This window comes from Amycolatopsis roodepoortensis, from assembly GCF_014873915.1.
Lineage (GTDB): Bacteria > Actinomycetota > Actinomycetes > Mycobacteriales > Pseudonocardiaceae > Amycolatopsis > Amycolatopsis roodepoortensis.
The window spans coordinates 2,396,742-2,408,215 of the sequence record NZ_JADBEJ010000005.1; the positions used below are offsets into that span (position 1 = coordinate 2,396,742).

9 protein-coding genes are annotated in these 11,474 nt (G+C 68.3%); all 9 read right to left on the reverse strand.

The genetic code is table 11. The features are described from left to right. Positions 1 to 377: 377 nt before the first annotated feature. The 9 genes from H4W30_RS30670 to H4W30_RS30710 all read right to left on the reverse strand — a co-directional run bounded on the left by H4W30_RS30670 (position 378) and on the right by H4W30_RS30710 (position 11,469). The gene (locus tag H4W30_RS30670) at positions 378 to 1,331 is read right to left on the reverse strand and encodes a carboxymuconolactone decarboxylase family protein (protein ID WP_192745964.1); all 954 of its coding nucleotides are present in this window, start codon (positions 1,329 to 1,331) and stop codon (positions 378 to 380) included. 2 nt (positions 1,332 to 1,333) lie between these two features. After that, entirely contained in the window at positions 1,334 to 2,986 is a 1,653-nt protein-coding gene (locus H4W30_RS30675; protein ID WP_192745965.1) for a GMC family oxidoreductase N-terminal domain-containing protein, read from the reverse strand. Then, complete coding sequence (locus H4W30_RS30680; protein ID WP_192745966.1) at positions 2,983 to 3,540, reverse strand: DUF5987 family protein; 558 nt, start codon at positions 3,538 to 3,540, stop codon at positions 2,983 to 2,985. The genes H4W30_RS30675 and H4W30_RS30680 overlap by 4 nt, the downstream gene beginning before the upstream one ends. A gap of 5 nt (positions 3,541 to 3,545) precedes the next feature. Continuing rightward, the gene (locus H4W30_RS30685; protein WP_192745967.1) at positions 3,546 to 4,898 is read right to left on the reverse strand and encodes a cytochrome P450; all 1,353 of its coding nucleotides are present in this window, start codon (positions 4,896 to 4,898) and stop codon (positions 3,546 to 3,548) included. After that, entirely contained in the window at positions 4,895 to 5,890 is a 996-nt protein-coding gene (locus H4W30_RS30690; RefSeq protein WP_192745968.1) for an enediyne biosynthesis protein, read from the reverse strand. Before H4W30_RS30690 ends, H4W30_RS30685 begins: the two co-directional genes overlap by 4 nt. Next, positions 5,887 to 7,851 (reverse strand): CRTAC1 family protein, encoded by a 1,965-nt coding sequence (locus H4W30_RS30695; protein WP_192745969.1) that lies wholly within the window; start codon positions 7,849 to 7,851, stop codon positions 5,887 to 5,889. The genes H4W30_RS30690 and H4W30_RS30695 overlap by 4 nt, the downstream gene beginning before the upstream one ends. After that, a complete protein-coding gene (locus H4W30_RS30700) occupies positions 7,848 to 8,804 on the reverse strand; it encodes a DUF1702 family protein (RefSeq protein ID WP_318780738.1) in 957 nt (318 codons plus the stop codon). Before H4W30_RS30700 ends, H4W30_RS30695 begins: the two co-directional genes overlap by 4 nt. A 158-nt stretch (positions 8,805 to 8,962) precedes the next feature. Then, positions 8,963 to 9,865, reverse strand: a complete 903-nt coding sequence (locus H4W30_RS30705; protein ID WP_378234889.1) for a helix-turn-helix transcriptional regulator — start codon at positions 9,863 to 9,865, stop codon at positions 8,963 to 8,965. A gap of 143 nt (positions 9,866 to 10,008) precedes the next feature. After that, the gene (locus H4W30_RS30710) at positions 10,009 to 11,469 is read right to left on the reverse strand and encodes a SagB family peptide dehydrogenase (protein WP_192746874.1); all 1,461 of its coding nucleotides are present in this window, start codon (positions 11,467 to 11,469) and stop codon (positions 10,009 to 10,011) included. Between the last annotated feature and the right edge of the window lie 5 nt (positions 11,470 to 11,474).

The following is an 11,474-nucleotide window of genomic DNA, read 5'->3' on the forward strand; positions in this document are numbered from 1 at the left end:
GGCCAGGCACGTTCGGATGGCGGCATCGGCGCGTCCTCGACTGTCCACACGGGACGGATTTCGTGGCCTGGGCGCCCGATTCGAGCGCTTCTCGATCGGGTCGCGAGTGACAAGAGCGTTCCATTGTGGGGTGTGTGGAAATAGGGACGTTGAGTGTCCCTATTTCCACACACCGGTCGTGACAGGGACGGTCTCGCCGGACTGTGTGGATTTCGGGTCATCCAACGCACCGAAATCCACACAGTGAGGGACTCGGCCCGGAGGAGGGAGGCGGGCCCGGCGCCGGGCCCGAGCCGCCGCCGATGTCGCGAAAGCCACTTTCGGGACATCTGGCGTCCCGAAAGTGGCTTTCGCAACACGACACCGACCGCGCGGCCTCACCGACCACGCGGCGAAGCGACCGAAACAGCACGAGCCGCGGCCGTGAAACCCGCCCACCCCACCAGCTCGACCAGCTCTCGATCACCCAGTCCCGCGGCCGCGACCAGACCGTCGTCGACCTGGTACGGCGCCTTCGCGACCACCAAGGCCAACCGGACCCCGGGATCGTCGAAGGCATCCACCCAAGCGCGGCTCAGCCCGGGCGGCGAACCGTCCAAAGTGGACAGCTCCCGCTCGACGACCTCCCGAACGGCCGAAGGCACCGCCAACGCGGCGAACACCGACGAAGCACGGGAGAAGGCATCCGCGACCACAGGATTACCCGCGGCCCAAGCGAAATCCCCCGACCCCGGAGGCAGCAGATCCAGCGACTCCCCCGGCGAAGCATCCTCCACCGGACGAAGGAACCGTCCCAGGACCGCCTTGGCCTTGACGCGCGCTGAATCCGGCACGGACGAAGGCAACGGCGACGGCCCGAGGAACACGCTCACCACCCGGTTCAGGTAGTGGAACGCGAACGCGACCGCGGTCAGCTCCGCGCGGGCACCCGGCGAAAGGGTCCCCATGCGAGGGTCCGCCACGGGCTGCCCCGAAGCGATCGCCGAGGCCTCCGAAGAGCGCCCGAGCGAGTCCAGCGCCATCCCGTGGACCTCGACACAGTACGGACACGAGTTCTCTTGCGACACCAGGGTCGCGACGATCTCCCGGTCCGCCCGGCTCGTCTCTCCGGACGCCACCAACGATTCCCGCAGCATCACCCAGCTCGCCGCGAGCACGTCCGGCGACGGCGAATGCAGCGCCACCGGCGGGGCCAGCATGCCGAAGTCGCGTTCCAGCCGGCCGTAGACGTCGCGCACGAGTCCGGTCGCCCGGCCGAAGGGCACCGGCCGGACGTACCGGACTTCGCGCAACGCCCGTCGCAGCGCGAGCCTCACCACCGCAGGCGCCATGATCAGTTCCCGGCCACCAGCGACAGCTTGCTGACAGCACGCCGCCCGGTGATGGAGCCGTCCGGGGCGGGAGCGCCGTAGGTGACATCGACGCCGCGAGCCTGCAGCGCCCGCACGATCCCCGGCACCGAACGTTCGGCCAGCGCCGCGATCGTCATCGCCGGGTTCACCGTCAGCGCGCCCGGCACGGAAGCACTGTCGGTCACGAAGATCCCGGGATGATCCCGGAGTTCGTGGTTCGGGTGCAGCGCCGAGGTCGCCGGGTCGTCACCGATCCGGCACGACGCCAGCGGGTGCACGGTGTACGCGCCGACGACGTCGTTGGTCCACGGCGCCACCTTCGCCAGGCCGTCCTTCTCGAGGATCTCCTTGCACTCCGCGTCGGCCAGCGCCCAGCCGTGCCAGGTGTTCGGCGTCGGGTCGTACTTCAGCGGACCGCGGCCGAGCATCTGCTGCGAGATGCGGTAGGCGTTGCCGGTGGGCGGCGGCGCGCCGAAGACACCCTCGTTGTCGTCCTCGGTCATCAGGAAGATGGTCAGCCAGGAGGCCCACTTCTTGAGGATCTCCTTCTTCTGCGCCCCGAACCAACGCGGTTCGTCCCCGTCCGGCACCTGCGCCAGGATCGTGCCGAGCCCCGGCGGGAAGTACAGCTGTTCCAGCGAGTACCGCTCGTACTCCGGCAGCGAACCGTCGAGCTTGTCCCAGTTCGCCACGGTCGGGCCCTTGCCGATGTGGTTGGCCTCGTAGACCTTCCCGTCCTCACGGGACAGTCCGAGCACCTCGCGGACCCGCTCCTCGTTGATGATCGCGGTGTTGAGCCGCTCACCGTTGCCCGAGAAGTACCGCCCGACCCCGTGCGGCATGGTGCCCAGCGCCGCCTCCGAACGCTGCAGGATCACCGGGGTCGCGCCGGCGCCCGCGGCGATGATGACGATCTTCGCGTCGATCGTCCCGCTGCCGGACTGGAGCCGGTAATCCTCGTCGTCCACGATGTTGAAGTGCACGCGGTAGTCGCCGTCGTCGATCCGCTCGATCCGCTGGACCTCGTGCAGCGGCCGGATCTTCGCGCCGTGCGCGAGCGCGGCGGGCAGGTAGTTGGTCAGCAGCGAGCGTTTCGCGTCGAACCGGCAGCCCGCCATCATGAAGTTGCAATTCACACACCGGTCGTTGTCCACCGCGACCGGTGCCGGGTTGGCGGTCCGGCCGGAGTGGTCGCAGAACGCCGCCCACAGGCCTCCCGCGTACGAGACGTCGTTCCAGTCCTGTTTGGACACCGGAAGCGATTCCGAAACCCGGTCGTACCAAGGCTCCAGCGAGTCACGTGTGATCTCCGAAGGCCACATGCGACGGCCGATGCTGCCGTGGCGCTCGAACACGAACTTCGGGGCACGCGGCATCGCGGCGAAGTACACCACGCTGCCACCGCCGACGCAGTTCCCGCCGAGCACGCTCATCCCGTCGCCGACGACGAAGTCGAACGCCCGGGTGTAGGACGAGCCGAGCAGATAGTCGTGCTCGAAGTCCTTCGTCTCCAGCCACGGCCCGCGTTCCAGCACGGTGACCTTCGCCCCGCCCGCGGCCAAGTGGTAGGCGGGGATGGAGCCACCGAACCCGCTGCCGACGATGACGACGTCGGTCTTGTCGTAGGCAGTCATGCGGGGCTCCCGGAAGGTGTCGTGTCGGGGTGGAGCCGCGCCAGCTCGCGGCGATAGGAGAACTTCGGGAACCGCCACAGCCCGTCTTCGTCCGGCGCGGTGTACCCCATCGCCAGCAGGCCGGGGTGCCCTTCGGCGATGGCTTCGGCGGTGTGCTTGTGCGCGGCACTGTCGAAGGACATGTTGCAGAACAACGCGAGACTCACCCAGCCGTCTTTCTCCGGATGTCCCGGCGCGGTCAGCGACCGCACGAGCGCGGTCCGGTGCTCGAAGGACAGCGCGACGAACGGCGGCAGCGATTCGTCGAGGGTGAGGTCGTGCTCCTTGGCGTAGCCCTTCGCGTGTTCGTTGAGGGACTGCGCCAGATACGGCAGCCCGACGGTCACCCCGGTCGCGTCGGTGTGCAGCAGTTCGAGCGCGCCCGCCACGACCGCGCCCGGGCCCTTCGACGCGCCGGCGATCGCGTGGTCACCGGGGAACCGCTTCTCCCCCGGCACGATCGTGTCCGCGTAGGCCTCCAAAGTGGACACCTTGACCTGTTCGTCCGAATCCACGGAACCTACCTCCTGTTCCTGGTGTGCACGGTCATCGGCAGCCCGCCCCGCACCCGCAGCGACAGCATCGCCTCGGGGACCACTTCGTAGCCGGGGAGCTTCCTGAGTTCGAGGTCGCGCAGGACCATCGTCAGCACGAAGACGGCCTCCATCACGCCGAGGCTGTTGCCGATGCAGAATCGCGGCCCGGCGCCGAACGGGATGTAGGCGTACCGGGGCCGCCCGCTCGGCCGGTCCGGATCGAACCGGTCCGGGTCGAACTTCTCCGGCTCCGGCCAGAACTCCGGGTGCCGGTGCAGCGTGTAGGGCACGACGACGACGTCGGATCCGGCGGGGACGTGATAGCCGCCGATCTCGTCGTCGGCCTGCGCCACCCGCGGCAGCAGCCACACCGGCGGATACAGCCGCATGACCTCTTCCACGACCCTCGCCGTGTACGGCAACCGGTGCAGGTCGTCGTGTGTCGGCAACTGGTCGCCCAGTACCGCGTCGGCCTCCGCGCGCAGCTTCGCCGCGATCTCCGGATGCTCGTCGAGCAGATGGAACGCCCAGCCCAGCGTGCTCGCCGTCGTCTCGTGCCCGGCCAGCAGCAGGGTGATCAGCTCGTCCCGCATCTGCTCGCGGGTCCCGTCGGTCGCGATGAGGCGCGAGAGCACGTCCTCGCCGTTCTCCACCGGGTTGGCCAGCCGCTGCGCGACGAGCTCGTCGGCGATCCGGCGGAGGTCGGCCCGCGATTCCCGGAACCGCAGTTGCTTCTTCAGCGGGGCCCACTGCGGGACCATGCTCAGTGTCACCGCTTCGAACATCGCCTGGTCCTGCACGGCTTCGAACGAATGCCCCAGCGAGGTGAACCCGCCGAGGTCCGCGTCGAGCAGGGTCTTGCCGAGCACACCGAGGGTCAGCCCGGTCATCTCGTGCAGGATCTCCACCGGTCCTTCGGTGTCCCGCAGGCGTTTCACGAGGCCTTCGACCTCGTTCGCGACGACCGAGGCCTGCCGCGCGATCCGCTTGGGCTGGAACACCGGCTGGATGGTCCGGCGCTGCTTCTTCCAGACGTCGCCGTCGCTGGTGAGCAGCCCGTCACCGAGCGCCCGCCTTGCCTCCTGGAGGCCGATTCCCTTGTGGTAGTTGGCCGCGTTGTCCGCGAGCACGTGTTTCGCCAGATCGGGGTGGTTCACCAGGTACATCGTCTTGGGACCGATCGCGATCCGGACGACGTCCCCGTGCGCCTCCGCCGAATCCGACATGAGCGCCAGCCGGTCGGTGAAGAGCTTCTTCAGCAGACCGAAGGTCGCCCGGCGCGGCGGGCCGGGCGGCGCGAGACGCGCCGCCCGGCTGGTTTCCGCACCGGAGGTCATGCCGCCACGGCCCCGGTTTCCGTCTCCGGCTTCTCGGCCGGCTTGGGCAGGGAGGTGACCTCGGCCGACTTCGCCTGCTCGGCCTCCCACTTCTCGGTGGCCTTCTTGGAGAAGTGCAGGCCCCACAGGAACGCGCCGCGGATGAGGCAGACCAGCGCGGTGGCGAGGAACAGGCCGTACGCCACGTGCACGACCATGAAGAACCCGTACGCCAGCGCCACGCCCGAACCGAACAGGATCTGCGACGCGGGCTTCGACGGGGTCGTGCCCGGGTCGGTGACCATGTAGTTCGTGTAGAGCACGAACGCCACCCCGGTCATCATCCCGAGCGCGCCGGGGATCGCGGTGTCGAACATCCACCCGCGGATGATCGCCTGGAGGGCGAAGGTGATCAGCCAGGCGCCGATCAGCCACATCCGCTGTGTCAGCATCGCGTTGAGGACGGTGCCCGAGACGATGATGATGCCGACGATCAGCCAGCCGACCCAGGAGTCGACCTGCTCGGTGAAGTGATACGGCGGCGCGATGCTCGCCCAGGGGAACACCAGCAGGATGATCGTGATGCCGAAGTTCGACGGGTTCATGTAGTGCCGCAGCCTGCCGCGCACCGGGGCCTGCAGGACCCATTTGGCGCCGACGGCGACCACCACACCGAACATCATGACCAGCACCTGGTCGTTGACGTAGGTGAGCATGTTCAGCGCGAGACCGGTGATGTGCGCCGGGAAGAGGAACTCCACGAGTCCCTTGAAACCGTTGCCGCGGAAGCGGACCTCCCGGCCCTGTGTCCTGGCGCCGATGATCTCCAGCAGGATTTCCGTGGCGTACGCCGTGGCCAGCGCAATGAACGGATAGGTGTAGGGCTGCTCGAAACCGAGCACGGTGTAGCCGATGATGTTGAAGATCGTGATCGAGATCGCGAACCGGCGAAGCGCCGTGATCGTCTTGTTGCTCTTCGGTGCCGTGAGTGTCTGCTCAGCCATGACGGTCATTTCTCCTTAGCCTGAGCGCCGAGCTGGAAGGTGTGGCTGCCCGGGGTCAGCTGGACTTCCTGCGTGCGGATCTGCCCGGTCAGGTCGCGCCACTGCAGGCTGACCTTCACCGGCCCGGTGACCTTGCCGAGTCCGATCTGGATCTCGTGGCTGCGCTTGCCGGAGTGGCCGCTGCCGCCGTCGACGCGGTCCATGTACTTCTTGCCGTCGGGGGTGATGACGGTGACCTGCGCGCCGATCGCCGCGGTGCCGGCCGCCTGGAGCGGACCGTCCGCCGAAGCCTTGTCGTGCACCAGCTTCAGGTTCAGGTACGACCCGGGTTCGGGGCTGACGTTGCGGTAGAAGATCGGCTGCTCCCACTGGCGGGCCACGGCGAAGTCCAGCTTGCCGTCGCCGTCGGCGTCACCGGTGGCGATACCGCGGGTGGGCACCGGGACCGCGAGCCCGAGGCGCGGGGCCAGGTCGGTGTAGCGGCCGTCGGCGCTCTTGGCCCAGAAGTGCAGGGTGTGGTCGCCACCGACGTCGTCACCGGCGACCATGTTCGGCCAGAAGGACGGGTGCTTCAGCAGTTCGTCGTTCGAGGTCGCCAGTTCCTGCAGCTGCGGCCAGCGGTTGACGTCGCCCTTGACGAACCCGGTCGCCTGCGTGATCACCGATTCGCCGCTGTTGTTGTAGTCGGCGATCTTGACGTCCCAGCCCCAGCCGGACCACGCGGTGCCCGCCTGCGCGCTGCGGTCGACCCACGGCGCCTCGCCGCCCTGCAGACGGCCGCGCAGATCCGCGGTGTCCTTGGCGGTGTTCATGAACTGGAAGTGGCTTTCCTCGATGCCCCACGACGTCGTGATGTTGCTGACGTACAGGTCGTAGAGACCGTCGTGGTCGAGGTCGGCGAAGTCGACGCCCATACCCTTGAAGGAGTCGTTGCCGAGCACCTTGGACTTCGGGTCGTTGGGCCCGCGGACACCCTTCACCTCGGCGAACTCGACGTGCCCGGGGCGGGATTTGTTGTACAGCAGGCGGTCGTGGCCGAAGTCGTTGCCGATGTAGAGCTCCGGCAGGTTGTCCCCGTCGACGTCGGTCGCGCTGGCCGCCAGCGACCAGCCGCCCTGGGCGTCGGCCGGGATGGCCTTGTCGTCGAGGGCGAACGACGCGGTCGGCTTCGCGCCCTGGGTGGCGCCGGTGAACCGCAGGATGTACTTGCCACCCGCGTTGTCCGCGTGCGACATCGACTTGTTCATCTCGACCCCGCCGGAGACGCGGTCGTCCAGCACCGCGCTGTCGGGGAAGTAGTTGCCGATGAAGATGTCCTGGTGGCCGTCGCCGTCGAAGTCACCGACCGAAGCGGCGTTGGTGTTCCACAGTGGACCGGAGTACTCGCCGTTCTTGGAGTTGTTGCCCGGCACCAGTTCCACCGGCTCGTAGGCCTTCGGCTCCAGCTTCGTGGCGTCCGGCTTCGAGAGGAACAGGATCGGGGTGCGGCCCCAGTAGTAGGCCAGCAGGTCGACCCGGCCGTCCTCGTTGTAGTCCGCGGGCACGCAGCCCATGGGCGCGATGTACTTGCCCATCGGCAGCGGTGCCGCGTCGAGCGCGAACGGCGCGTAGCGGTCGCCGCCCTTGCCCGGCGTCGGCGTGATGACGACCTGGTCGCTGCGCGGGTCGACGAAGCACAGGTCGTTCGCGAGCTTGTCGCCGTCGAGGTCGTTGACCGCGATCGCGGCGCCGACCGACGAGATCCAGGCCCGGATGTGCTCGTAGTCCTTGTTCACCGTCCGGATCGACTGGCTCTTGGCCGCTTCCGGCAAGGCGATCGTGAGTGGTTCGAACGCGTACTTCGAGGCCATCGTGTCGGCCTCGGCGGTCGAGACCGTGGGCAGCTGAGCCACCACGAACAGACCCGCCATCAGCACCAAGGCCACGATGCCCGCAAGCTGCTTGCGGAGCCAGCCCAAGGTCGCGGTCATTTCCCTGCACCTCCAGAGTTGAGAACCTCAGCGGCGATGCGCTGTCGCCAGGTTTCGAAAGCCGGGAGTTCGCCGTCGACCACGGTCGCGGGGCGCACCTCCTGGGTGATGGCCGCGGCCCGCTCGGCCGGCAGCCCGCAGATCGCCTGCGTGGCGACCTCGGTCTCGGGGATCAGCAGCCCGGCGCGGATGCGGGCTTCGGCGGCGAAAGCGCTGCCCTGGGCGAGATTCCCGCGGTGCTCACCGGCGAACTCGGCCAGCTTCAGCAGTTCGTCGGAAGTGACCCCGCAGGCGTAGGTCGAGGCGAGCCCGACCCCGGCGTAGAGATCCCCGTGGCGCCGCTCCGGGAAGCGCGCGATCGCGTCGGCGACCAGATCGACGTCGGTACCGCAGATGAACCACAGCGCCCGCCCGATGCCCTGGTCGATCGCCCGCAGCGCGTACCCGTCGTTGCCGGGCGGCCAGGAGAAACCGGGGTCCTGGAACTGGCCGTCGATGTATTTCGCCGTCTTGAAATACGCCTGGTGGAAGCCGTAGCCGTCGAGCACCAGCCAGCGCAGCAACGGGTCGAAGTCGTCGGCGGAGGGCCAGCGGAAGCGCGGCAGCCGCGCCATCGCCCAGCCGACGCCGACGTAGATGATGTAGTCGTGCTTCTCACCGGGCCCGTCGAGGAATCCCTCGATGTGACGGCGTCCGCCGCCGGGCAGCCCGTCCAACATTCCGTAACCCATTCCCGCGCCTTCGTAGGCGAAGCCGCGGTATTTCACCGGAATACGTTCGAGCCATTCTTCCGCCTGTTCGACGGAACGCGCTTCGACCGCGTGCGCGTAGCCGAGCAGGAATTTCTCACCGACGGTCTCCAGCAATTCTTGAGCGGCCGGGCTCTTCTTGTGGAAACCGCGCTTGTCCAGTGACGTCTCGGAGACGTCCGGCGTGATCATGCGGCGTCTGATCGTGCGCCAACCATTGCCCAACGCACTCTCCCCCTAACGGGTGGATTCGAATTCCGGATCGCTTAAGCGTCACACGCGTGGAGATGACCCAGCTACTCCACGGTTGCGTCCGCGTTCTCCCGGTTTGCGAATCCGGGAGAACGCGGGAACGACTTCGTTCACGCCACCGCGCGCAGGTGACCGGGCGCGGGCATGGTCATCCGGTTCCCGGCCGACGCCGGGCCGCCGGCGAGGGTGATCGCCATCGGCGCGTCGGTCGGCGACGGCGCCCGCATCGGCATCCGGAGGTGCACCATGCCGTACCGGGTGATGTCGACGCGGCCGGGCAGGGTGCCGACGGAGAACGACGACGCCGCGGTCCCGGCGGCGTGCTCCGCCACCCCGATGACGGTCCACCGGCCCTCGGGGACGTTCTGGATCTCGATGTCCGCGGACAGGACGTTCGCCCTGCCACCGAAGGCGACCGGGCCGCACTGCGGGATCGACTCGGCGAACAGTCCGATGAGGACGGTCGCCGGGCCTGCCCCGCGCGGGGTCTCGACCCGCACGCTGATCGTGCCGGTACCGGTTCGCATCGTGGGGCTGCCCATTCCGGCGCTGTGCAACGCTTCCAGGGTCGGCAGCCGCTGGAAGTGCGGCGCCATCGCCACGAGCAGCTCGCCGACCTCGGGATCGCGGTACTGGGTCGGGGTCATCCCGACCGCACGGGTGAAGCGGCTCGTGAACGTGCCGACACTGCTGTAGCCGACGCTGCACACGATGTCCGACACCGTCAGCGATGTCGTCAGCAGCAGTCGTTTCGCTTCGAAGAGCCGGATCGCGGTGAGGTAGCGGCCGGGGGTGACCCCGGTCGCCTTCGCGAAGATCCGCGAGAAATGGAACGGGCTGACGAAGACTTCCTGTGCCAGGTCGCTCAAGGTGATCGGGTCGAAATACCTCGCGTGCATCGCGGAGATGGCCTGCAGCACCGCGGGTTGCAAGGGGGACGCCGGCTCAGGGTGCCGACCGGGTTCGGTGACGCCTTTCTCGTTCGCCGCCATGGCGACTGTTCGTAGCTGCATCAGACCAACCTCGGATTCGCTGTCGCTTTTCTCTGTACGCCAGCTAACGCGTCGGTGATTTCAGCGGGCTCGACGAGCGATCGAGATGGGTCCTGCGGTCTTGTCCGAACGTGCGCGATCGGCGGACGGTCGCCGGCGCCCGCTCACTCCCCCACGGCGTCCACGGGGAGATCGAGCACGCATTCACCGACGCCGACCTCGGCGGGCCAGTCGAGTTTGAGGGCGCGGTCGACGCGGTCGCCGGCGTCCACCGGGACGGCGTGCGCGGCCAGTCCCATGGCGCGGGCGACGAGGTAAAGCGTCTGCTGCAACGCGCCGACATGCGCCAGCGTCGTGGCATACGCGCCACCGCCGAGCACGGACGCCATCCGCGGCATCCGCGCGGTGACGGTGATCAGCGCCGAGGGCCGCCGGTGGTTGCCACCGCCGATCATCGCGATGTCGAGCATCTCGTCGAGATCGGCCACGTCGTCGTTGACCAGGCTGAGCCGGTGGTCGAGCGGATCGTAGTGGTAGATCCCGCGGTCCAGCCCCGAACAGCGGTTCACCGACACGTACAGCTCGAGTTCGTACAGGCAGGCGACGCTGAAATACGGGCGCTGCGAGGCGCTGTGGGCGGGCCCGTTCGGAAGATGCGCGGGCCCGATCGACCGGATTCTCGCGCCACGGAACAGGAATTCGCCGATCTGCTCGGCCGACAGCACGCTTTCGGTGAACTCCGGGCAGCTGTGGTCGTTCTCCAGCAACGCCGTCAGTGTCGGATCGGTTTCCGCGCGCTCGGTCAGATCCGGCCGGAACAACGAATAGCTCGGGCCTTCACCGGTGGGAGCCTTGACCACCGGTGGATTCCCGAGCCCGGCGAGGTCGGCCGGGCCGCCGGGCCGCCAAGTGCGGCTCGTGGTGTGGAACGACAACTCGTCCGGAGACCACACGCCCAGTTCGGGATCGTCGTCTTCGGCGAACCTGCCGTTCTCCCCGGCGGCCTGGACGACTCCCGCGGCGACCAGATAGGACACGATCGCGCCCACCACGCCGCGATCGATCCCGGTCGTGATCACGATCTCCCCGACCGACTTCGCCGTCGCGAGGGTGGCAGCGACGTGCACCGCCCACGGCTGGGACAGCACCACGCGATAACGCGCGGACGGCGACTCCAGCCCCATCCCGTCGGCGTCGGAACGCAGGGAACTGAAGCGGGACAAGCGGATCGGGCGCGTGGCGGGGATCGCCACCGGTGCGAACACCGGCGCGAGCACGACCGGGATCACCGACAGCAGCGGGCCGCGGCCGTCGGCGAGACCGAGCGAGCGCACCACGGAGCCGCCGAGTTCCTTGAGCACCTGCCGCAGCGCGTCGGCGCCCTCGGCCGTCCAGCTCAGTTCGCCTTCGAGATCGGGTTCCCGTTCGACGGGCTCCCATGACGACGTCACGTTCGCCAGCGACACCGGCCCCAAGGCCATCCGCCGCAACGATTCCACCACCAGCGGTTCCGCGTGCGGGAATTCGTGCTCGCCCCAGCGCGTGACGACCACCAGTGAGCCGTCCTCACTGATTTCGACGAGGCTGTCGTCGGTGAGCGACCACAGGGGGATCGTTTCGGCCACACCGC

Coding starts and splice junctions, on each gene's coding strand:
- H4W30_RS30670 (WP_192745964.1), bottom strand. CDS start 1,331: ATGGCGCCTGCGGTGGTGAGGCTCGCGCTGCGACGGGCGTTGCGCGAA.
- H4W30_RS30675 (WP_192745965.1), bottom strand. CDS start 2,986: ATGACTGCCTACGACAAGACCGACGTCGTCATCGTCGGCAGCGGGTTC.
- H4W30_RS30685 (WP_192745967.1), bottom strand. CDS start 4,898: ATGACCTCCGGTGCGGAAACCAGCCGGGCGGCGCGTCTCGCGCCGCCC.
- H4W30_RS30690 (WP_192745968.1), bottom strand. CDS start 5,890: ATGACCGTCATGGCTGAGCAGACACTCACGGCACCGAAGAGCAACAAG.
- H4W30_RS30695 (WP_192745969.1), bottom strand. CDS start 7,851: ATGACCGCGACCTTGGGCTGGCTCCGCAAGCAGCTTGCGGGCATCGTG.
- H4W30_RS30705 (WP_378234889.1), bottom strand. CDS start 9,865: ATGCAGCTACGAACAGTCGCCATGGCGGCGAACGAGAAAGGCGTCACC.